General features: G+C 43.7%; 22 protein-coding genes. 20 read left to right on the forward strand and 2 right to left on the reverse strand.

The window, feature by feature from the left end; genetic code table 11:
- Window positions 1-2 precede the first annotated feature (2 nt).
- Genes rsgA through FC14_RS07055 form a run of 3 tightly spaced genes read left to right on the forward strand, consistent with a single transcriptional unit; the run spans window position 3 to window position 2,211 of the window.
- The gene (rsgA, locus tag FC14_RS07045) at window positions 3-890 is read left to right on the forward strand and encodes a ribosome small subunit-dependent GTPase A (protein WP_056977025.1); all 888 of its coding nucleotides are present in this window, start codon (window positions 3-5) and stop codon (window positions 888-890) included.
- A gap of 14 nt (window positions 891-904) precedes the next feature.
- Complete coding sequence (rpe, locus tag FC14_RS07050) at window positions 905-1,552, forward strand: ribulose-phosphate 3-epimerase (protein WP_056977026.1); 648 nt, start codon at window positions 905-907, stop codon at window positions 1,550-1,552.
- Window positions 1,552-2,211: a thiamine diphosphokinase gene (locus FC14_RS07055; RefSeq protein ID WP_056977027.1), complete on the forward strand. Its 660-nt coding sequence runs from the start codon at window positions 1,552-1,554 to the stop codon at window positions 2,209-2,211. The genes rpe and FC14_RS07055 overlap by 1 nt, the downstream gene beginning before the upstream one ends.
- A gap of 61 nt (window positions 2,212-2,272) precedes the next feature.
- Here FC14_RS07055 and rpmB read toward each other — a convergent pair whose 3' ends face one another.
- Window positions 2,273-2,458, reverse strand: a complete 186-nt coding sequence (rpmB, locus tag FC14_RS07060; RefSeq protein WP_050611181.1) for a 50S ribosomal protein L28 — start codon at window positions 2,456-2,458, stop codon at window positions 2,273-2,275.
- 257 nt (window positions 2,459-2,715) lie between these two features.
- Between rpmB and FC14_RS07065 the strand changes: the two genes are divergently transcribed.
- From FC14_RS07065 to FC14_RS07140, 16 genes are all read left to right on the forward strand, one after another.
- On the forward strand, window positions 2,716-3,078 hold the full coding sequence (locus tag FC14_RS07065; protein ID WP_056977028.1) for an Asp23/Gls24 family envelope stress response protein: 363 nt from the start codon (window positions 2,716-2,718) through the stop codon (window positions 3,076-3,078).
- 33 nt (window positions 3,079-3,111) lie between these two features.
- Window positions 3,112-4,797, forward strand: coding sequence for a DAK2 domain-containing protein (locus FC14_RS07070; RefSeq protein ID WP_056977029.1), 1,686 nt, complete (start codon window positions 3,112-3,114; stop codon window positions 4,795-4,797).
- Window positions 4,798-4,883: 86 nt separating this feature from the next.
- Window positions 4,884-6,926 carry an ATP-dependent DNA helicase RecG gene (gene recG / locus FC14_RS07075; protein WP_056977030.1) on the forward strand — a complete coding sequence of 681 codons (2,043 nt, stop codon included), beginning with the start codon at window positions 4,884-4,886 and terminating at the stop codon, window positions 6,924-6,926.
- A gap of 5 nt (window positions 6,927-6,931) precedes the next feature.
- The gene (plsX, locus tag FC14_RS07080) at window positions 6,932-7,966 is read left to right on the forward strand and encodes a phosphate acyltransferase PlsX (protein ID WP_172578776.1); all 1,035 of its coding nucleotides are present in this window, start codon (window positions 6,932-6,934) and stop codon (window positions 7,964-7,966) included.
- A 96-nt stretch (window positions 7,967-8,062) separates the two neighbouring features.
- Window positions 8,063-8,302, forward strand: coding sequence for an acyl carrier protein (acpP, locus tag FC14_RS07085; protein WP_050611177.1), 240 nt, complete (start codon window positions 8,063-8,065; stop codon window positions 8,300-8,302).
- 129 nt (window positions 8,303-8,431) lie between these two features.
- Window positions 8,432-9,124 (forward strand): ribonuclease III, encoded by a 693-nt coding sequence (rnc, locus tag FC14_RS07090; protein WP_056977032.1) that lies wholly within the window; start codon window positions 8,432-8,434, stop codon window positions 9,122-9,124.
- A gap of 13 nt (window positions 9,125-9,137) precedes the next feature.
- Complete coding sequence (gene smc / locus FC14_RS07095; RefSeq protein WP_056977033.1) at window positions 9,138-12,686, forward strand: chromosome segregation protein SMC; 3,549 nt, start codon at window positions 9,138-9,140, stop codon at window positions 12,684-12,686.
- A gap of 12 nt (window positions 12,687-12,698) precedes the next feature.
- Window positions 12,699-13,937, forward strand: a complete 1,239-nt coding sequence (ftsY, locus tag FC14_RS07100; protein WP_082618713.1) for a signal recognition particle-docking protein FtsY — start codon at window positions 12,699-12,701, stop codon at window positions 13,935-13,937.
- Between the two features lie 9 nt (window positions 13,938-13,946).
- On the forward strand, window positions 13,947-14,285 hold the full coding sequence (locus FC14_RS07105) for a putative DNA-binding protein (protein WP_056977034.1): 339 nt from the start codon (window positions 13,947-13,949) through the stop codon (window positions 14,283-14,285).
- A gap of 17 nt (window positions 14,286-14,302) precedes the next feature.
- Window positions 14,303-15,730 (forward strand): signal recognition particle protein, encoded by a 1,428-nt coding sequence (ffh, locus tag FC14_RS07110; protein WP_056977035.1) that lies wholly within the window; start codon window positions 14,303-14,305, stop codon window positions 15,728-15,730.
- A 101-nt stretch (window positions 15,731-15,831) separates the two neighbouring features.
- Window positions 15,832-16,107 carry a 30S ribosomal protein S16 gene (rpsP, locus tag FC14_RS07115; protein WP_050611171.1) on the forward strand — a complete coding sequence of 92 codons (276 nt, stop codon included), beginning with the start codon at window positions 15,832-15,834 and terminating at the stop codon, window positions 16,105-16,107.
- Between the two features lie 10 nt (window positions 16,108-16,117).
- Entirely contained in the window at window positions 16,118-16,369 is a 252-nt protein-coding gene (locus FC14_RS07120) for a KH domain-containing protein (RefSeq protein WP_056977036.1), read from the forward strand.
- A 64-nt stretch (window positions 16,370-16,433) separates the two neighbouring features.
- Window positions 16,434-16,946, forward strand: a complete 513-nt coding sequence (rimM, locus tag FC14_RS07125; protein WP_056977037.1) for a ribosome maturation factor RimM — start codon at window positions 16,434-16,436, stop codon at window positions 16,944-16,946.
- Window positions 16,946-17,692 (forward strand): tRNA (guanosine(37)-N1)-methyltransferase TrmD, encoded by a 747-nt coding sequence (gene trmD / locus FC14_RS07130; protein ID WP_056977038.1) that lies wholly within the window; start codon window positions 16,946-16,948, stop codon window positions 17,690-17,692. The genes rimM and trmD overlap by 1 nt, the downstream gene beginning before the upstream one ends.
- A gap of 113 nt (window positions 17,693-17,805) precedes the next feature.
- Window positions 17,806-18,159, forward strand: coding sequence for a 50S ribosomal protein L19 (gene rplS / locus FC14_RS07135; RefSeq protein WP_050611167.1), 354 nt, complete (start codon window positions 17,806-17,808; stop codon window positions 18,157-18,159).
- A 297-nt stretch (window positions 18,160-18,456) separates the two neighbouring features.
- Complete coding sequence (locus FC14_RS07140; protein WP_056977039.1) at window positions 18,457-19,278, forward strand: Cof-type HAD-IIB family hydrolase; 822 nt, start codon at window positions 18,457-18,459, stop codon at window positions 19,276-19,278.
- A 60-nt stretch (window positions 19,279-19,338) separates the two neighbouring features.
- On the opposite strand, the gene FC14_RS07145 is transcribed toward FC14_RS07140, so the two are convergent.
- A complete protein-coding gene (locus FC14_RS07145) occupies window positions 19,339-21,069 on the reverse strand; it encodes a DUF2207 domain-containing protein (protein ID WP_056977040.1) in 1,731 nt (576 codons plus the stop codon).
- Between the two features lie 419 nt (window positions 21,070-21,488).
- Between FC14_RS07145 and FC14_RS10920 the strand changes: the two genes are divergently transcribed.
- A partial coding sequence (locus FC14_RS10920) for an RNA-guided endonuclease InsQ/TnpB family protein (protein ID WP_268872180.1) occupies window positions 21,489-22,150 on the forward strand: 662 nt, incomplete at its 3' end.

Genomic DNA, 22,150 nt, shown 5'->3' on the forward strand with positions numbered 1-22,150 from the left:
TTTTGATCAGAGGACAAATTCGTCAATCTTTAAGCGGGTACTATGACGTAATGGGGGAAGACGGAGTATTATACCGGACGCGTGCCCGGGGAAATTTCAGAAAGAAAGGGCAAAGTCCACTGGTAGGTGATTGGGTCGAGTTAAAGGCTGAAAAACCGGATGAAGGCTATATCTTAAAAATTGAAGCACGAACTAACCAGTTGGTAAGACCACCGGTGGCTAATGTAGACAGTGCGATTGTGGTAACGGCTTGCTGCCAGCCAACTTTTACCAGTAACCTGTTAGACCGGCAATTATTAATGCTAGAGTCAAATGGAATAAAACCGCTGCTATACTTTTCTAAGTACGACCTATTACCAGCAGCGAAGCAAGCAGAAATGCAAGAGGTAATGGCTTATTATAGCCAGCTCTACCCCGTCTATGTTCAGACTAAGGCTACTGATGAGCAGGTCTTTGAAGACCTACTAGCTAACTTGGTTGGCCAAGTTGTGGTGGTAATGGGCCAGACTGGGGCAGGAAAGTCAACGTTGTTAAATAAACTTAAACCAGACCTAGATTTGGAGACGGGCCAGGTTTCTAAGGCACTCTCGCGGGGAAAACATACCACTAGAAGGGTAACTCTCCTAGACATTAAGGGGAGTTTGATTGCCGACACCCCGGGCTTTTCTTCGTTTGATATTTTAAATATCAGTAAAGAAGAACTCCCCTTACTTTACCCAGAGTTTAGACAAAGACAAGGTGCTTGTAAATTCAGGGCCTGCCTGCATGTTAATGAGCCCCAGTGTGCCGTTAAGGAGGCCGTAGCTAAGAAGGAAATTAGGCAGTCGCGTTATGACAATTACTTACAATTACATGAAATGATATTAAATCAAAAACCAAAGTATAGATAGTGGGGGAATTATGTATGAAGATTGCACCATCGATTTTGAGCGCAGATTTTGCAGAGTTAAAGACAGAAGTAAAGCGGGTTGAAAATGCACCTTACTTGCACATTGATATTATGGATGGACAGTTTGTAGATAACTTAACCTTTGGACCTAACGTGGTAAAGGCGTTACGCCCACATTCTAGCCAGGTATTCGATTGCCATTTAATGGTTATTAATCCTGAAAAGTATATTAAAGCCTTTGCGCAGGCTGGGGCAGATATCATTGGGGTTCACATCGAAGCCACTGCACACATTCACCGGGTGTTAAGTCAAATCAAGCAAGCCGGGGTTAAAGCTGAAGTAGTTATTAACCCGGGCACACCGGTAGCGGCGATTAAGGAAGTATTACCGTTAGTCGACCAAGTTCTAGTTATGACGGTTGATCCAGGCTTTGGGGGCCAGGCCTTTTTATCTGAGACTGTAAGTAAGGTTAAGGAATTGGCACAGTTGCGCTTACAAGCGGGGCTTCAGTTTGAAATTGAAGTAGACGGGGGTGTTAATGCTGACACGATTAAGACGGTGACCGCTGCCGGAGCCGATGTTGCAGTTGCCGGATCCTTTGTCTTTGGAAGTGACGACCCTGCCAAACAAGTCGCACTGTTAAAGGAATTGGCACAAGGTTAATGGAAGCTAATATTTTAGTTGGTGGTCCCAAGCAATTTTGGCCTGCAAATTTTGAGCAGTTAGCAACTAAGCACGCACAAGACTTTATTTGGGTTGGGGCCGATCAAGGGGCGGTGGCCTTATGCGAGCTAGGGATTAGCCCTAATTTAGCCATAGGCGACTTTGATTCAGCTTCTAGTCGGGATCAGTTCTTAGTTCAAGTTAGGGCGCAAAAGATAATTGCTGCGCGCAGTGAAAAAGATTATACGGATACGCAACTAGCCGTCTTGATGACTGAAAAATATTTTCCCCGGGTAGATAAGATCAATATCTATGGGGCAACCGGTGGGAGGCTGGATCACTTATTGGCAAATATCTTTTTAGTCCTAGGACCGGAGTTTGAACACCTGGCTACTAAGGTGCGGCTGTTTGACTGTCAAAATAGTGTGAGCTTTTATTTACCGGGAGAATATCAGCTCCTAAAAGAAGCGCAGATGACCTATTTAGCCTTTATCCCCTTAACGGCGGTTAAGGATTTGAGTCTCTTTAATACTAAGTACCGCCTGGCTAAAGCTAAATTTAACCGGCCGATTAGCCTGGCTAGTAACGAATTTATGGAAGAAAAAGCACACTTTGCCTTTAGTGAGGGAGTTGTGTGTGTCATCCAAAGTAGGGATTAAGCAATAGCAATAAAAAACGGACCTAAGTAAGCAACTTACTTAGGTCCGTTTTAGTTCGCAATTAAACGCGAGTAACTTTTCCTGATTTTAATGCACGAGTTGAAACCCAAACGCGCTTTGGCTTACCATCAACCAAGATGCGCACTTTTTGCAAGTTTGGCTTCCAGCTACGGTTAGTTTGGTTTAAAGCGTGTGAACGCTTCTTACCAAAAGTAGTCTTACGACCTGTAACGAAATCTTTTGCCATGGTTATTTCCTCCTAATTCAATACTAATTCATAGAGTAATCTGCTTACTCACTCACTAAATAAAATTATCATAGATAGACCTTAATTGCAAGAAAAACCTGTAAAGAAAAAATACTTGTCAGGCAAAAAAGTTGGTAAAATAAGGATTGTTAGTTAAGGTAAGAATTGGTGGTAAATGGGAGATAGCTTTTTTTTATCTAGCGACTATGCTAAAATATTGATAAGATTGTCTGGAAAATTAAGGAGGCTATATTAAAATGGCTGTAAAGATTCAAAACCAATTTGGTAAGATCGACATTAGTAATGATGTAATTGCCACTGTTGTAGGTGGAGCTGCCACCGAAATTTTTGGAATTGTCGGCATGGCAAGTAAGAATCAGATTCGAGATAATTTAAATGAAATTTTAAAGCGGGATAACTATGCAAAAGGGGTAGTTGTCCGTCAAGAAGATGATGGCGTTGCAATCGACGTTTATATTATCGCGGGTTATGGGACTAAGATTTCCGAGGTCTGCCATAACGTTCAAGAAAAAGTTAAATATAATTTGGCTTCGATGTTAGGGGTAACTGCTAGATCAGTTAACGTCATCGTACAAGGTGTTCGGGTAATCGAAGACTAACATTGATTAACAAGCCAAGGAGGAAAGTACATTTTGAAAGTAACAAAAATTACGGAAACGGAATTTCGCAAGATGGTGCTAGTCAGTTCAAAAAGACTGAATAGCAACGCTGAATTTATCAACTCTTTAAACGTCTTTCCTGTGCCGGATGGTGATACGGGGACTAATATGAACCTATCACTGGCTAGTGGGGAAAAGTATGTGTCTGAATCAACTACAAGTAATGTAGGTGAATTGGCTACGGCCTTAGCTAAGGGATTGTTGATGGGAGCCCGGGGTAACTCTGGGGTTATTCTCTCCCAAATTTTTAGAGGGTTCAGTAAGAGTACCGCTAAAAAGGAAACTCTAACAGCTCAAGATTTAGCTGACGCTTTATCTGCTGGGGTGGAAATGGCCTACAAAGCGGTAATGAAGCCAACCGAAGGGACAATCCTAACGGTTGCAAGAAAGGCCGCAGAGGCTGCGCGCAAGTTGGTTAAGACCAGCGATGATTGCCTTGCTGTAATGCAAGCTGCTTATGAAGCGGCTGACGCAGCCTTACAAACAACCCCTGATTTATTACCGGTTCTAAAAGAAGTTGGGGTAGTCGATTCTGGTGGTCAAGGCTTGACCTTTGTTTACCAAGGTTTCGCTGATGCCTTAAGTGGGCGTGAACGCCAAGAAAGTCACCAACCTTCTGTAGTTGAAATGGACGAAATGGTTAACGCAGAGCACCATAAGAGCGTTCAAAGTCAGCTGCATACAGAAGATATTAAGTACGGTTACTGTACTGAAATCATGGTTCGCTTAGGAGCCGGCCGTTCGGTTGAACATGAATTTAACTACGATGATTTCTATGCTGCCCTGGCTGCCATTGGGGATTCCTTGTTAGTAATCGCTGATGATGAAATCGTTAAGGTGCACGTTCACACGGAACAACCTGGGAAGGTCTTAACCTTAGGGCAAAGTTACGGTTCCCTTATCAAGGTTAAGGTTGATAACATGCGGTTGCAACACGAAACAATTTTAGAAAAAGATGAAGAACAAGCGGCAGACGAAGTGGCAGTAAATAAAGAATTAACCGGTGATTATGGGGTAATTGCAATTGCTTCTGGTGACGGAGTTGCCAAGCTCTTCAAGAGTCTAGGAGTTACCTATATCCTAAGTGGTGGTCAAACCATGAACCCAAGCACCCAGGATATTGTTGATGCCATTAAAGAAACCAAGGCGAAGAAAGTCTTAATTTTACCTAATAATAAAAATATCTTCATGGCAGCCGAGCAAGCTACAGAAGTGGTTGAAGTTGCTGCTGAAGTAGTACCAACGAAGACTATTTCCCAAGGACTTTCTGCAATGCTAGGCTTTGATAAAGATGCTAGTCTAGAAGAAAATAAGGCGGCGATGTTAGCTGAATTAGACGGGGTTAAGTCTGGGCAGGTAACAATTGCTGTTCGTGATACAACGATTGAAGGTCAAGCCATCAAGAAGGATGACTATATGGGAATTGTCGACGGTCAAATTGTCGTAACTAACCCAGATAGACAAGCAGCTGCTACACAGATGATTAGCAAGATGCTAGATGAAGATAGCGAAATTGTGACAATTATCTATGGGCAAGATGGATCAGAAACAGAAGCCCAAGCGATTAAGGAAGCGGCTTTAGAGTTAGATGAAGATATTGAAGTTGAAATTCACGCTGGTAATCAACCAGTCTACCCATACTTAATTTCAGTAGAATAATGTTACTAAACAGGCTGTGGTTAAAGGAACACCCCCTTAATCACAGCTTGTAGTTGATTATGGTGGTTTACAAGGGGGGCTTAGTCATGCACGGACAATTAAGCGATAGTGTGGGGACTTTACGGGGAGTTGGTCCTAAGAAAGTTCAAGGTCTAAACAAGCTGGGAATTAATACGATTGCGGACTTGTTAGGCTATTATCCATTTCGCTATGATGATATTGCGGTTAAGTCCCTAGCAGAAGTAGCCGATGGTCAAAAGGTGGCCTTGAAGGGGATTGTGGCTTCAGAGCCGGTTTTAGCTCGCTTTGGTCGGGCTAAGAGTCGGATAAATTTTCGCTTCTTGGTAGAACACGATGTTATTTTGGTAACCTTTTTTAATCAACCTTACCTAAAGCAACAATTGGTTAGCGGCAAAGAGATAGTAATTTATGGTAAGTATAATGCTAAGCGGCAAGCTTTAAGTGCAATGAAATTACTGGCTAACCAGGGGGGAAATGATTTTACCGGGGTCTATCGTGCTAGTAAGGAAATTAAGGCAACGACCATTAAGTCCTTGGTTAAAGATGCCTATGAACTATACCATGAGTCTTTACAAGACCTGGTGCCCGTGAAGTTACGGGCTAAGTACCGCCTTGAAAGCCACCAACAAATTGTTCATGACATGCACTTTCCAGCCACAGCTAAGGCCGCAAACCTGGCCCGCCGGTCTGCTATTTTCGAAGAGTTTTTCCTTTTTCAGGCTGGAATCCAATTCATGAAAAAGTTAGCCCGTAAGGATGAAGGAATTGCCCTAAAGTATAATAATGACGAACTGCGGGCCTTTATAAAGACGTTGCCCTTTGAGTTAACCGCTGCTCAAAAACGGGTGGTAAATGAGATTTGCGCGGATATGCACCGGCCCGCTCACATGAATCGTTTGTTGCAAGGGGATGTTGGCTCTGGTAAGACAATCATTGCGGCCATTGCAATGTATGCGGCGGTGACTGCTGGTTACCAGGCAACCTTGATGGCTCCAACTGAAATCTTGGCCCAACAGCATGCAGACAAACTAGCGGACTTATTTGAACCACTGGGGGTAAACGTTGCCTTACTGACAAGTACAACCTCTAACAAGGCCAAGTTACGCCAGGAGTTGTTAGCCCACCTAGCTAAGGGAGAAATTGATATTTTAATTGGTACCCACGCCCTAATTCAAGCCGACGTTGAGTTTGCAAAGTTAGGCTTAGTGGTAACCGATGAACAGCATCGGTTTGGGGTCAACCAGCGTAAGGATTTACGCCAAAAGGGGGCTAAGCCAGATGTCTTGGCTATGACCGCCACCCCAATTCCCAGGACCCTGGCTTTGACAGCTTATGGTGAGATGGATGTTTCCATCATCGATGAATTACCTGCAGGACGAAAACCGATTAAAACTTCCTGGGTAAGAAAAAAGCAACTTAAGGAGCTGTGGGGCTTTGTTGCCCAGCAATTGGAGCTAGGCAGCCAAGCCTATGTCATTTCCCCCTTAATCGAGGAGTCTGAAGCGATTGACCTCCAAAACGCTAAGGAAGTTTATGCAAACCTGGCCCAGTTATTTAAGGACCGCTTTCGGGTGGGAATATTACATGGGCAGATGAAGGCGGCGGAAAAAGAAGCAATCATGGCTGCTTTTAAGAAGCATGAGCTCGATTTACTGGTCTCGACAACCGTAATCGAAGTCGGTGTTGACGTCCCTAATGCTACGGTCATGGTTATTTTAGACGCAGATCGCTTTGGGCTAGCCCAACTCCACCAATTACGGGGCCGGGTAGGGCGGGGGTCTAAGGCCTCCTACTGTTTATTGGTTGCCGACCCTAAGACTGATTATGGTAAAGCCAGGATGGAGACGATGGTTCAAACCAACGATGGTTTTATAATTGCCCAAAAGGACTTAGAACTACGGGGACCCGGGGATGTTTTGGGCTCTAAACAAGCCGGGATTCCTGATTTCCGGGTGGGAGACCCCATCGCGGATTTAAAGATTTTACAGATAGCTCAAATGGAGGCCCAGCAGGTGCTTGCTGCCCCCGACTTTTTAACTAACCCTGAAAATGCTGGGTTGATTCAGTATCTTCACCAAAAAGTTGGTCAGGGTCAAAAGTTTGATTAGGAAGGATGATTTTAGTGAAAATTGCAGTGGATGCAATGGGAGGAGACAATGCTCCTAAGACGGTAGTTGAGGGGGTTTTACGTGCGCGCGACGAATTTGCAGATTTAGAATTTTGCTTGTACGGTGATGAGCAGCAAGTAAAGCCGCTGATTGATAACATGGAAAGAATTGAAATCATTCATACGAGTGAAGTCATCGATATGAACGACGAACCAGTTAAGGCAATTAGACGCAAGAAGGATTCTTCAATGGTTCAAGCTGCGCAAGCTGTCAAAGAAAACAAGGCAGACGCCCTCTTTTCTTGTGGCAATACGGGGGCCTTACTTACAGCGGGCTTGTTGATTGTTGGCCGGGTTAAAGGTGTTAGTCGGCCTGGATTGTTATCAACCCTTCCCGTCCTAAATGCCACTAGTGGCGACGGTCGCTTTAACCTTCTAGATAGTGGGGCTAATGCGGATGGTAAACCTGAACAACTTTACCAGTATGCATTATTAGGAAAATATTACGCCCAAAACGTACGGGGGTTAGCTAACCCAAGAATTGGGCTACTAAATAACGGAACCGAACCACACAAGGGTAGTAAGTTAACCCTTGAAGCTCACCAACTAATTGCAGCCGATGACAGCATCAACTTTGTTGGTAACGTCGAAGCCCGGGACTTATTGACAGGGGTTTGTGATGTGGTGGTTGCCGATGGCTTCACGGGTAACGCGGTCTTAAAGGCGATTGAAGGGACAGCGTCTGCAACTTTACACTTACTAAAAGATGCGATTATGGCTGCTGGTGTTTCAGGTAAATTGGGGGCCTTGATGTTAAAGCCGGTCTTCAAAGAATTAAAGGGTAAACTTGACCAATCCCAGTACGGGGGCGCAGTCTTGTTAGGGGCTAAAGCTCCGGTAGTTAAGGCGCACGGTGCTAGCGATGCTAAGACCGTTTACTATACCTTGAAACAAATTAGAGAAATTGTTGCTGGACAAGTAGTGGAGAAGTTCAGTGCTTACTTGGAACAACAGCGCAGTGAGCAAACCGAAAATAACTAGACTTTTTTTCTTAAAGTAGTTACAATGTTTTTGCTGAGTCCTTTTGAAAAAGGTTAGTTTTTAAGTGATAAATAGATGTAGAGGAGATATACGGCTATGACAGAAGAAGAAATTTTTGCTAAGATTGCCAAAATCATTGCGGAGCGTTTTGAGTTGCCGGAAGATAAGGTCACTAACGACTTGAACTTCCAAAACGATTTAAATGCCGATTCAATCGATATTGTTGAGTTTGTCTTGGAATTAGAAGATGCCTTTGGGGCTGAAATTTCAGATGAAGATGCCGAACAAATCGCAACTGTTGGTGACGCTGTTAAGTTTATTGCAGCACGCCAATAAAATAAGAGGAGTGGGACAGGAAAGCTTGTTACCACTCTTTTTATTTGGCCTAACTTTCTAGCAATTTTAGTGCGGATAAGGTAATATTGATAGTGACTATGTAGATAAAATTTCAGAGGAGACATCAATTTGATAATTGGATTAGCTAAAATGTTACACGATAATTTTCAAATAGACATTAAAAATTATGCCTTATTTGATGAAGCGTTTACACACGCTTCTTACGTGAATGAACACCCAAAAGAAAATTTAAAGTATTACGAGCGGATTGAATTTTTAGGTGACGCCGTAATGCAATTATGCGTATCAGAATACCTATTTAAGCGTTACCCTAACTTACCTGAAGGCAAACTCTCCCGCTTGCGGGCGGCAATGGTTTGTGAAGACAGCTTCAGCAAGTTTGCTAAGGAATGTCACTTTGATGAATATATTCGCCTAGGTAAGGGTGAAGAAAAGGCGAACGCTAGGAATAGACCATCGCTACTTTGCGATATTTTCGAGGCCTTTATTGGGGCTTTATATCTAGACCAAGGGAAAGAAACGGTTGTTAGCTTTATAAGCAAGGTTATTTTCCCTAAACTTGATATGGGCTGGTTTGATCACTTCTTAGACCACAAAACCGAATTGCAAGAGTTATTACAGCAAGATGGTGATTGTGAGATTGAATACCAGGTGTTGGCAGAAAAGGGACCGGATAATGCCAAGCAGTACTACGTGGCGGTACTTGCTAACCAAAAAGAACTCGGACGTGGTACGGGGCATACTAAGAAGGCGGCTGAACAGGCGGCGGCTAACCAAGCCTTGAAGGAATTAAGAGGCTAAAGGGGGAGAACTTTTGAAGTTAAAGGCATTGACTTTAAATGGGTTCAAATCGTTTGCCGATAAAACTAAGATTGAATTTCAGCCCGGGATGACGGGCATTGTTGGCCCTAACGGTAGTGGTAAGAGTAACATTATCGAGGCCTTACGCTGGGTCTTAGGTGAGCAATCGGTCAAAAGCTTACGGGGTGGTAAGATGCCCGACGTGATTTTTGCCGGCTCCCAAACACGCGCCCCACTTAATCGAGCTGAAGTAGTGATTGAACTTGACAATAGTGACGGCTTTTTAAAACAACAGCCACCGGAATTGGTGATTACCCGGAGGATTTATCGCAATGGCGAGAGCGAATTCTTAATTAACCAAAAGAAGGTCCGCTTACGCGAGATCGTTGATTTATTTATGGACACTGGGTTAGGCCGGGAATCATTTTCTATTATTTCTCAAGGCCGGGTGGAAGCTATCTTTAATAGTAAGCCACTCGAACGGCGGGTCTTGATTGAAGAAGTTGCTGGAGTCTTAAAGTATAAAAAAGAAAAGCACCGGGCCCAAAAGGAATTAGAAGAAACAACCGGTCATCTAAACCGGGTGGCAGACATCATTACAGAACTCTACCAACAAAAACAACCATTAGAAGAACAAGCAAGTATTGCGCGGGACTACCTTGAACAAAAAAAGCAGTACGATTATTTTGATTTAAATAACCTCGTCTTAGAAATTAAGGCTAAGAGTCAGAAGCGAGCGGAAATTCAAGCGGAACTGGCTAAGATTAAGGACTTAGTGGCTAAGCACAGTCAAAGTGCTAGCAAGCAAGAACAATTAACAGCCAATTTGCACCAGCAACAGCAGCAGTTAGAGGCTAAATTAGACGCGGCCCAAGAAAGGTTGGTAGAACTGACCAAGCAAAAGGGTTATCTAAGTGGGGAAGAAAAGGTCTCTAAGCAAACCCGCGAGTACCAGGAGCTACAAAGAAAAGATACTAGTGACCGGTTAGAAGTCGATCAAAAGAATTTACGCGAGTTAAAGGAGCAAGAGGCCAAATTAGAGGAACAACTGGCTCAAGTCCAGGCCCAAAAGGCAGACTACCAGGCTAAAATTGACCGATTAACCGCGGACGCCAATATTGACGAAGCAACTTTAAACGAACAAGTTGAAAAACTCAGACAGGAACTGTTTGAAAAATCCCAGGAACAGTCTGCCTTACAAAGTCAGCACGCCTATTTAAAACGTGAAAGTGAGCACTCACAATCACTAACGGCGTCAGCTTTAGCCAAGCACAAGGAGTTAGAGGCTGCCTATCAAGCAGCCAAAGAAAAAAAGCACCAGGCTAAAGCCGATTTACTAGCAGCTAAGGAGACGGTAGCCCAATTAAATCAACGGCAAGCTGAGTTAACTAGCGAGGTAAGTAAATACCAATTACGCTATGATAATCAAAAGGAACGTTGGTATGAAGCCAGCGATATTTTAAAGCAAGCTCAAACTAGGTACGAGACCTTAAAAAATGTTGCTACCAGTTATGACGGTTACTACCAAGGGGTTAAGCAGGTCTTACAGGCCAAAGGTAAGTTAGCTGGGGTGATTGGGGCGGTTGCCGAAATTATCACGGTTCCCCCAGAATTTAGTCAGGCTTTAGAGGCCGTCTTAGCCGGGCAGTTGCAAAATGTGGTGGTAACGACGGATGAAGCTGCTAAGCAAGCCATCAATTATTTGCGGGCTAATAAGTTAGGCCGAGCCACCTTTTTACCGCGAAATACGGTGAAAAGACGGGCACTTACCACCAAGCAAAGACAAATTTTAGCTAGCCAACAAGGGATAGTCGGGGTGGCGTCGGAGTTAGTGACGGTTAATGCGGCTGACCAACCAATTTTGGATTACCTCTTAGGGACGACCGTGGTGGTTAAAAGTTTAGCGGAGGCTACGGTTGTTGCCCGGGCCTTAAACCATAGCCTAAGAATTGTTACGTTGGCAGGCGATATTGTTAATGCGGGCGGTTCAATGAGTGGGGGGGCTAACCAGCAAAGAAAAATTGGCTTGTTAGAACAAAAGCAGCAATTAGAAAAGCTGGCTGCCAATATAGACTTAATGAAGTCTAAGCTAGCTACGGTTGAACTAGAGGGCAATGAGGCTAAACAGCAGCTTACGGCTAGTAAGCAAGCAGTGCAACAACTTGCCCCTAAGCTGCAGGCGGCCCAAACGAAGTTGCAACAATGTCAACAGCAGTTTGATATTAGTCAAGTTGAACTAAGTCACCAAGAGCAGCAATTAAGAGCAGAAGCGACTAGCCAAGAGGAACAAACTAAGGCCAATATGCGAGCCCAGACCGAGTTAAAAGAAGTGGTTGCTAAGTTAGACCAGTTAGAACAAGCTATCGCTCAACTCAAAGAGCAGTTGGCCTATAAGCAAGAATTTTTAAATGATACTCGGACTAGCCAAGCTAAAAACCAACAAAAGCTAACTAGGCTTAAGCAAGAACTAGCTGTGGTGGAAGAACGCTTGCAGTCTGTGAAGTTGCAGGCAAATGAAGTGGCTAACCAGATTAAACGTCTAAGTGAAAACATCGCTAAGGCTAAGGAACGGTTAGCAATTCTTAAACAAGAACAAGAATTGCGCCACGGTCAGGTTGAAGACTTAGCAGATAAGCAAGCCAAGGTTAAACAAGAGCATGCCCAGTTAGAACAAACCGTGGCAAAAATGATTGAACAAAGAAAGACCTTGCATGCTCAGGTAGCCCAAGCCGAAGAACAGTTAAAACGAGCTAGCGAATTAAAGGCGGCGGCTTATGATGAACAAAGTGAAAAAGCACGACAGGATAGTAAGTTAGAAGCTCAGTTGGATGGGTTATTAACCGACTTAGCAGACCGCCACGAACTTTCTTACGAGGCTGCGTCTAAGCTAGAGAATTTAGAAACTGACATTGACTATGTCAAGCGCCGCTTGAAGCTATTACAGTTGGGGTTAGATGAATTAGGTGACGTTAATTTAGGGGCTATTTCGGAATTTGACCGGGTTAACGAGCGCTATGAATTTTTGGCTAAGCAACAAGACGACCTCTTGGCTGCTAAGGCTCAACTAGAAAAGAGTATGCAGGAAATGGATGGCGAAGTTAAGCGCCGCTTCAAGCAAACCTTTGAAGAGGTGGCTCAGGCCTTTGAAGAAATTTTCCCTGCCATCTTTGGTGGGGGCCGGGCTAAGCTTAGCCTAACAGATAGTGATTTACTGACGACTGGGGTAGAAATTATGGCTCAACCACCAGGCAAGAAGTTTCAAACTCTAACCTTGTTGTCCGGGGGAGAAAAAGCTTTGACTGCGATTGCCCTATTATTTGCTATCCTCAAAGTTAGACCGGTACCGTTTGTGGTTTTAGATGAGGCGGAAGCAGCTTTAGATGACGCTAACGTCGTGAGATATTCGCAGTACCTACAGAATTTTGAAGGAAAAACCCAGTTTATTGTGATTACCCACCGTAAGGGAACGATGATGAACGCTGATATCTTGTATGGGGTAACCATGCAAGAATCAGGAGTGTCTAAGATGGTTTCGGTCTCTTTGGCACAATTAGAGCAGTAAGGAGGAATTTTAATGGGATTATTTGATAAGCTAAAGCGCGCCTTTGGGGGCGGACAAGCAGAAGCAAAACCTGAGTCAGAAGAAAAAGTTGCGGCAGAAAATCCGGCCCCACAGGCAGAAGTTGAGTCCACCCCAGCTGCAGTTGAGCCGGCACTAGAGGAAAAAACAAAAGCAGACCAAGCTGAAGTAAACCAAGAAAGCGTTGAGACTGAATCTAAACTAGAAGTTGAAGTAGCAGCGCCGACCCCGGTTCAACCAGCTGCAGTTGAGGAAAAAGTAGCACCAAAGCCAGCAAAAGAAGTGGCTGTTAATGAAGAAACTAAGCGCTATGAGCGGGGCTTGGCCAAGAGTCGTAAGGGCTTTGGGGCCAAGATTAACGCCTTGTTGGCTAACTTCAGGTCAGTTGACGAGGATTTCTTCGAAGAATTAGAGGAAACCTTAATTGAAGCCGATGTCGGCTTTGAAACGGCCATGAAGATTAGTGACCAACTCCGTGATGAAGTTAAGTTTCAAAACGCCAAGAAAAAAGCAGATGTTTCCGATGTAATTGTTGAAAAATTGGTCGACCTCTATGAAGCGGAAGGCGAAAATGAAGATAACCAACTTCACTTTGCCACTCAAGGGCCAACCGTCTTTTTATTCGTTGGTGTTAACGGAGTAGGGAAGACCACCACGATTGGTAAGTTAGCGCACCGCTACCAAGCAGCGGGTAAAAAGGTGTTGATGGCAGCTGCCGATACCTTTAGGGCCGGTGCGATTGAACAGCTGGTTGAATGGGGCAAGCGCGTTGATGTAGAAGTTGTTCGCAAACCTGAAAAAAGTGATCCAGCCGCGGTGGTCTTTGAAGCCGTCAAGAAGGCTAAGGAAGAAGATTATGACCTCTTATTAGTCGATACGGCCGGCCGTTTGCAAAATAAGGTTAACTTAATGAATGAGTTGGAGAAAATCCAGCGGGTAATTACGCGGGAACTACCTGACGCTCCCCATGAAGTCTTGCTGGCTTTAGACGCAACCACTGGCCAAAATGCTTTGACCCAAGCTAAGCAATTTGGAGAAGTAACCAAGGTGAGCGGGATCGTGCTGACCAAGTTGGATGGAACTGCGCGGGGGGGAATTGTGCTGGCAATCAGAAACGAACTCCACCTGCCGGTTAAGCTAGTGGGACTGGGTGAACAGATGGATGATTTGCGCGACTTTAACCCAGAAGAATTTGTCTACGGCTTGTTCAAGGACTTAATTGCGCAACGTTAGGGTGAGTAGATGGCGATTGAAAAAACAAATAGAATTAATGCTTTGTTTGAATTTTATGAACCGCTACTGACTAAAAAGCAAATGACCTATATTGAACTTTATTATCGTGATGATTATTCGCTAGGAGAAATTGCTGAAAACTATCAGGTCTCTCGCCAAGCCGTTTACGATAATATTAAGCGGACCGAAAAAATTTTGGAAGAATACGAGGATAAATTACACCTGTATGCCCACTTCCAAAAAGAAGTCGCCCAAACGGATCGGTTACTTGCCTATGTTAGTGAAAATTATCCCCAAGACAAGCAGTTAATGGCATTAGTTAGACAGTTAGAAAAACTAGAAGAGTAAAAGGATGGTGCGCATTTATGGCATTTGAAGGACTAACAGAACGACTCCAAAATGCGATTAGTAAGTTACGGCGAAAGGGTAAGGTTAGTGAGGCTGACGTTAAGGAAGTCATGCGGGAAATTCGGCTTGCCCTCCTAGAAGCCGACGTTAACTTTAAAGTCGTTAAGGACTTCGTTAAGACTGTGCGGACACGTGCGGTGGGGGCCGAGGTTTTAGAAAGTCTGACACCGGCGCAACAAATCGTTAAAATTGTTAACGAAGAGCTAGTCAAGGTGATGGGCCAAGAAGCTAGTCCCCTCAATAAATCCCCTAAGATTCCAACGATTATTATGATGGTTGGGCTTCAAGGGGCCGGGAAAACAACCACGGCCGGTAAGTTAGCCTTAAAATTAAAGGAAGAACAACACGCTCGCCCACTTTTGATTGCGGCTGACGTTTACCGGCCAGCTGCGGTTGATCAGTTAAAGATTTTGGGGCAAAACATTGATGTTCCTGTCTTTGAAATGGGAACGGACGTTAACCCAGTGGAAATTGTCCGCCAGGGGTTAGCGCTTGGTAAGGAAAAGAAAAATGACTACATTATCATCGATACGGCCGGGCGGTTACAAATCGATGAACGGTTGATGAATGAGTTAGCCCAAATCAAGGAGTTAAGTCAACCTAATGAAATCTTACTGACCGTTGACGCGATGACCGGTCAAAATGCGGTTGAAGTTGCCGATGGTTTTAACAGCCAGTTAGATGTAACTGGGGTAGTCTTAACCAAGTTGGATGGCGACACCCGTGGTGGGGCCGCCCTTTCCATCAGAGCCGTAACGGGTAAGCCAATTAAATTCATCGGGCAAGGGGAAAAGATGACCGACTTAGACGTCTTTTATCCCGACCGGATGGCTTCAAGAATCCTGGGAATGGGGGATATGTTAACCCTGATTGAAAAAGCCCAAAAGGATTTCGATGAAAAGAAGGCTGCTGAGATGGCGGCCAAGATGCGGGAAAATAGCTTTGATTTCAATGACTTCTTAGATCAGATGGAACAGGTTCAAAACATGGGACCACTAGAAGATATTATTAAAATGATTCCCGGGATGGCTAATAACCCAGCTTTGAAGAACATGAACGTGGATCCTAAAGACATTGAACGGACGAAGGCAATTGTTTATTCCATGACGCCTGCCGAAAGGGAAAACCCTGACTTATTAAATCCGTCAAGAAGACGGCGGATTGCGGCCGGTTGTGGGCGACCTATCCAAGAAGTTAACCGGATGATAAAGCAGTTTAAGCAGATGCGAGAAATGATGAAGAAGATGTCTAATGGTAACTTCGCCGGGATGGAAGGTTTGCTAGGAAACGGGATGACCGGTAAGTTAGCGAAGATGTCGATGAATCGGATGATGAGAAAGAATAAAAAGCGCAAACTCCAACGGCTAAGAAAGCGGAAAAAATAGGCTTTTTGAAAAAAATTGGCCCTGTCAAGAAATTTTCCTTTACACCAGCCAAAATTACTGGTATATTAATAAACGTTGAGAAGATATTAGGAGGTGTAATAATGTCAGTAAAAATTCGTTTAAAGCGTATGGGTTCTAAGAAGAGTCCTTTCTACCGGATCGTTGTTGCCGACTCACGTTCACCACGTGATGGTCGTTTCATCGAAACTGTAGGGACATACAACCCATTAACAGAACCAGAAACAGTAACACTTAAAGAAGAAGAAATCATGAACTGGTTAAACAACGGTGCCCAACCTTCAGATACAGTTCGTAACATTCTTTCCAAGAACGGTGTTATGAAGAAATTCCACGAAGCAAAATTTTCTAAGAAATAAGGGAGATTAGATGACAGAGGCGGATGTAAAACAATTAATTATAACGATTGTTGCGCCCTTAGTTGCCGATTCCGAAGCAATTCGGATTGAAACTAAGCGGGATACTCGTTTTCTGAACTTTAATCTAACTGTCGCCAAAGACGATGTTGGCCGGGTGATTGGTAAACACGGCCGAATTGCCCAAGCCCTGCGGACCCTTGTTTATAGTGTACGCTTGGATGATAAATCCTTACGGGCTCGGTTAAACATTGTAGACGATTAAAAATAGGCTCTAAGTAAAGCAGCAATGTTTTATTTGGAGTCTTTTTTTAAAGAAAGGATTTAGTATGCAATATTATCAAGTTGGAAAAATTGTTAATACTCATGGGATTAAGGGAGAAGTAAAGGTGCTGGCTAGCACGGACTTTAAGGAGAGTCGCTTTAAGCCGGGAGCTAAGCTATATCTTTTTCAAAAGCAAGCCCAAACTCCACTTGAAGTTACGGTTAAGACTCACCGGAAACACAAGCAGTTTGACATGCTAACATTTGTTGGCTTGGAAGATATTAATCTCGTTGAAAAGTATAAGCAAGCCGATTTAAAGATTACCGCTGACCAGCAAGAACAACTGGCCGAAGGTGAGTATTACTACCACCAAATCATTGGCTTGACGGCTATTACAACTGAGGGCCGGGAACTAGGGAAGGTTAAAGAAATTATGACCCCGGGGGCTAATGATGTGTGGGTGATTGCGCGGCCTAAGCAAGCGGACTTATTGTTGCCGGCAATCGCTGACGTAATCAAAGAAATTAGGCTGGCCGATGGGCAAGTCCTAGTGGAAATGATGGATGGGTTAGAGTAATGAGAATAGATATTTTAAGTTTGTTTCCCAATATGTTTCAACCCCTAAAGGAATCGATTCTAGGTAAGGCTTTAGAAAAAGAACTCCTAGAAATCGAAATTACGGATTTTCGGGATTATACCACCCAAAAGCAACGACACGTTGACGACACCCCTTATGGGGGCGGGGCCGGCATGCTGTTACAAGCCCAACCGATTTTTGACGCCTTAGCAGCTACCCAAGCTAAGGCCAAGAGTAAGGGGCGGGTAATCCTGCTGGATCCGGCGGGCCGAAAGTTTGACCAAAAGATAGCAGAAGAGTTAGCTAAAGAAGACCACCTAACCTTTATTTGCGGCCACTATGAAGGTTATGACGAACGGATTCGGACCCTGGTGACCGATGAATTGTCTTTAGGTGACTACGTCCTAACCGGAGGCGAGTTAGGGGCCATGGTAATGATTGACGCTACGGTTCGGTTGCTACCTGAAGTTTTGGGCAATAGCGAGTCGGCTCAAACTGATTCATTTTCTACCGGCCTGTTAGAGTACCCACAATATACCCGGCCGGCTGATTTTCGGGGGATGAAGGTCCCTGAGGTATTAACCAGCGGGAACCACCAAAAAATTGCGGAGTGGCGGCATAAAGAGGCTTTACGCCGGACCTATGAACGCCGGCCCGATTTGTTAGAAGATTATCCTCTGACAGACCAGGATCGCAAGTGGTTAGCAGAGTTTGCGGCTGAAAAAACAGATTTAGCAGAAAAGTAAAGAAAAATGATTTACAAATCGGTCGAAAAATGGTAAATTATTATGTGGCTGTTGCCATTATTAACAACAATCCGCTGTGGGAGACAAGATTGTTGGTGAAAGGAAGAAAATTAATGTCAGTAAATCCATTAATCGCAAAGCTTACAGAAGCTCAATTACGTAATGATATTCCAGAATTCCGTGCCGGTGACACTGTACGGGTTCACGCACGAATCGTTGAAGGTTCACGCGAACGTATCCAAATTTTTGAAGGTGTTGTTATCAAGCGCCGTGGTGAAGGTATTTCAGAAACTTACACTGTTCGTAAGATTTCAAACGGGATTGGGGTTGAACGGACTTTCCCATTACACACACCACGTGTTGACAAGATTGAAGTAGTACGTCACGGTAAGGTTCGTCGTGCTAAGCTTTACTACTTACGTGCATTACACGGTAAGGCAGCTCGTATTCCAGAACGCCGTCGTTAATAAGAGTAAAGAAACCTCAGTTATTGGGGTTTCTTTTTTTGTACGCTCAATTAATGTGGCTAAGTTCATTTCCATCCATATTATTTAGAAAAAGAAATTGAAGTAGTTAACAAGTAACATCATGATATTTATAGAGACGACTAGTGATAGCCGTCTTTTTTCTGCCTTTTTCCTGCTTGCAGGCGTTAAAGAATAACTGAGTAGCCTCTCAAAGCGAGCCGTTAGTCCAAAGGAGTTAACCGCTTTCTTAAAGTGGTGTATAATTAACCTATTGAAGTGCAGAAAGAAGGAAAGTAAATGACAGTCAAGTTAGTAGCGATAGATGTTGATAAGACCTTAGTGGATGATGAAAAGCAACTGCATGAAAAGGTGATTGAAACGATTAAGGCGGCTAGTCAAAGGGGAGTTAAAGTAGTAATTTGTTCAGGACGTCCCTTGCCAGGCTTAAAGCAAATTTTAACTGACTTAAACTTAGCTGACCAAAAAGACCAGTACGTAGTCTGTTTTGGAGGGAGTGTGGTCCAATCCACTGCGGGGGAAGTAATCATGTCCCAAGGGTTAGCCTATGAAGATTACTTAGACTTAGAGTTAATCGCCCACAAGTTAGACCTGCCATTTCACGCTGTCAGCATGGACCGCATCTATACGGCTAACCGTGACATTGGCTATTACTCAATGTATGAGTCTAATTTGGTTAACATGCCCTTATCCTACCGGACTCCGGCCGAATTGAAGGAGATACCGTTAATTAAGGCCATGTTTGTGGAAGAACCAGCCAAGCTAGACCAGGCCTTTGCAGCCGGGCGGGCCTTATTTGCGGCTAAAGAAGATCGGGTCACCTTTGTGAAGTCCCAACCCTTTTTCTTAGAGGCCAATACCAAGGGGGTAGATAAAGCGCAAGCCCTAACAAAATTATGTGCGTACCTAGGCCTTGATTTAAGCCAAGACGTAATGGCAATCGGTGATGGCGGGAATGATTTACCGATGATTAAGGCTGCTAAAATCGGGGTGGCTATGGCTAATGCCTTGCCAGAAGTTAAGGCGGCTAGCGATTTCGTCACGGCTGATAACAACCACGACGGGGTAGCTGTTGCTATCGAAAAATTTATCCTTGCTTAAGGCCAATGAACCAAAAAAGACACTAGACTAAATCAGTCTAGTGCCTTTTTAATGTGGCTCTTAATTATTGTTTGGGTGGTAGTTACCTAGCGCCCGGGTAACACTGGTTGAAAATGAATCACCAAAGTCGATTGGGGCGGTGAAGAGGAGGTTGTAATAAAAACCTAAGCCATCTTCTAATTCCTTAACAGTAAAGTTAGCCTGTAAGGCGTTGATGACCCGCTTGTTGTAGCCAAAGGCAATCGCATATGGCAAAACTTGGCTCCAGTAGGTTAAGTCCCCCTTGGACTTTAGGTTGATCTTATTTAAGTCTTTTAAGGTGTGTCTAAAGGCCCGCAGTTGGGTAATTAGCTCAACCCCAGTTTCGGTGTAAGGGGAGTGCTTTCTAAAGTGGTAAACGTTAAAACCAACTTGACCTAAGATTAAGACTAAACTAAGACCGGTCATCCACGGAGTCTTCCATAAGAAGAGCGTCCACAAGAGGAGTAAGCAACTAATCCCACAAAGGAAAACGGTTAGGTAGAAATTACCGGCCGACTTCTTGCTGAGGTAGTCGTAGGAAAGGGCTTCTTGCTCAACTTGGTTTTTCCACTTGTCGTAAATGTGACTCATCTGCTTACTTTCCCGTTGGGTTTTACCATACTTCCTTAATTCATGTAGGGTAACCTTCTTGCCGTCACCGACAGTATTAAAGAGAAAATCAATCATCGGTTCACTATTGGCTAAGGAAGCATCGAGTAAGGTTAGCTGGTAGTCCTTACGCTTGGTGTTAAATTCCTCGATAGCAATCTTTTGTTTAACCGCTAGTTCCAAGAGGTAGGCCCCCAAGGCGTTATTGTCCGGCACGTTATCGGTATAAATAGACATAGCTACCGGAGCAGACATTGGTGGAATCTCATAGGAATGAGGTGGATTGACGTCGGGCCACTTTTGTTTTTTGACTGGGTGGCTTAAGAGGTAAAGCGCCCACACTAAGATGATGACTAAGGCTAAGCCAAAGACGCCGGCCTTAAAAATCAAGTTGTTGCGGTTTGAGACCTTTTTAGTCTGGGTATTGTCCTTAAGCCAGGCCTGTTCAGACTTGATGGCGGCTTGCTTGTGCTTTTGGTTTACCACTAAGCCGTTAGTGCTAACAACGCTAGTTGGAAAGAGTAAGCGGGTTTTAACTTGACTAGCGCTTGGATTTTGCTTGAGGTTGACCACTACGCTACCTTTTTCCTTAGAAACACTGGTTGTGGCCTTACTTTCGCTTCTAGTCCAAGCCTTGAGGTCAGCAACGTTGGTGCTAGGAAGTTGGAACTTAAGCCGGACGTTATTTAAAGGCACATTCCACTTATTACCGATAATGGTCCAGTTTAACTCGGCCGTATCCTGCCAATTTTTAACAAAGTTAGTGACATGATAGCTGTAATAATAGGTAGTGGTTGTATCGGCCGTATTGTGGAACAGCTTCAACTTTAAGGCGTCGTCTGTTTCTATGACTTGAAAACTATTGTTACTCCCGTCGTGATTAGGGGTTAATTGGATTGACTGGCCATTTTCTTGGACAACAATACTTGGCTGGGTCGCAACCACGCCCTTTTCCAATGGTTGATCATAGTAGACTCCCCGGGAAGTACCCTTAAAGTTATAGGTGATTTGCTGGGTAATATCGGCTGAGCCATCTTGTTGTAGGTTGACGTTGACGTCGTAGTTGGTGATGGCGTAATCAGCTTGAATCTTGCCCCCATAAAAAAGGCACATCCCGAAGAGGAGTGCTAGAAAGCTTTGCAAAATTTTATTCTTAAACATAAATCTTCCTCCTCGTCTTTCACCTCTATTATTACAAATTTTCGATAGAATTGGTATAAAAAAACCAGCTTTTACTAAATTTCTTAAAGAAATCTAGGGGGAAAAATGTTATTATTTTAAATAGTGTGTAGACAAACAGAAAATTCTTAGTCAAGCCACTTTTTCAAGCGGGCCAAAAGTTTTTTCAAGCGGCTATTTATGTTAAAATGAGTAAGAAGCACTAGCAGGTTTGTTAGCAAAACTAAGATGAGATTGACTTTAGGAGGAGATTAACTGTTACCAAAAATATAGAACATTGTAGAAAATGATGGAATTATAATCAATCAGAAAGTAAAAATGTGGGATTGATAAAATTTAGAACTTATGTTTTGAATATTACCTGAGAAAGTGCTATCATCTCTGTAATAGGAGGTGAGCTTATGTTGTGCGTACAAAAAGTTAGACTGGATTCTAACGAAATCATGAAACAAGTCCTTGATGATTTATGTGCTTATCGTAGATATTGTTGGAATCAAGGCTTAGCTTTATGGAATGATATGTATGATGCTTCGCTAGTTTTAGGCGATAAGAGATTACGTCCAAGTGAACGTAAAGTCCGGGACGAGTTAGTTGCCAACAAGGAAGATTGGCAGTACCAACTGTCGGCTCGTTGTTTACAACTAGCGATTTCTGACCTAAATAAAGCTTGGCAAAACTTTTTCAAGAAATCATTACCAGATTGGGGCAAACCAAAGTTTAAGTCTAAAAAGACGGTTCGTCAGGGTTTTAAGACGGACCGGGCTCAGATTGTTAATGGTAAGTTACGGTTGGATAAGCCACAGGGAGTTAAAGCCTGGGCTGATATTAGTTTTAAGGGCGCTGACGACTTAAAGGGTGAATTAAAAGTCGTCTCGATTTACCGTGAAAATGGTAAGTACTGGGCGAGCTTACCCTTTGAAGTTAAGGTGACGAAGAAAATTAAGACAGGGCAAAAGACAGCCGTTGACGTTAATGTTGGTCACTTTGACTATACTGAAGGTCAAGTCAAGACCTTGCCTAACAATTTAAAAGCTTTGTACAAACGCATTAAGCATTACCAACG

The organism is Ligilactobacillus agilis DSM 20509, from assembly GCF_001436215.1.
Classification (GTDB): domain Bacteria; phylum Bacillota; class Bacilli; order Lactobacillales; family Lactobacillaceae; genus Ligilactobacillus; species Ligilactobacillus agilis.